General features: G+C 62.7%; 1 rRNA gene. It reads left to right on the plus strand.

What is annotated here, in order from left to right:
- A 16S ribosomal RNA gene (locus ABNG04_RS18185) occupies nucleotides 1-255 on the plus strand; the annotation flags it as partial.

A 255-nucleotide genomic window follows, 5' to 3' on the forward strand; every position in this document is an offset into this window, starting at 1 on the left:
CCGGCAGCCCAAGTGATGGCCGATCTTATTGGGCCTAAAGCGTCCGTAGCTGGCCGCGCAAGTCCATCGGGAAATCCACCTGCTCAACAGGTGGGCGCCCGGTAGAAACTGCGTGGCTTGGGACCGGGAGGCGCGACGGGTACGTCCGGGGTAGGAGTGAAATCCCGTAATCCTGGACGGACCGCCGATGGCGAAAGCACGTCGCGAGAACGGATCCGACAGTGAGGGACGAAAGCCAGGGTCTCGAACCGGATT

Origin of the sequence: Halorubrum miltondacostae, from assembly GCF_041379815.1 — an archaeon.
In the GTDB taxonomy this organism is placed as follows: Archaea; Halobacteriota; Halobacteria; order Halobacteriales; family Haloferacaceae; genus Halorubrum; species Halorubrum miltondacostae.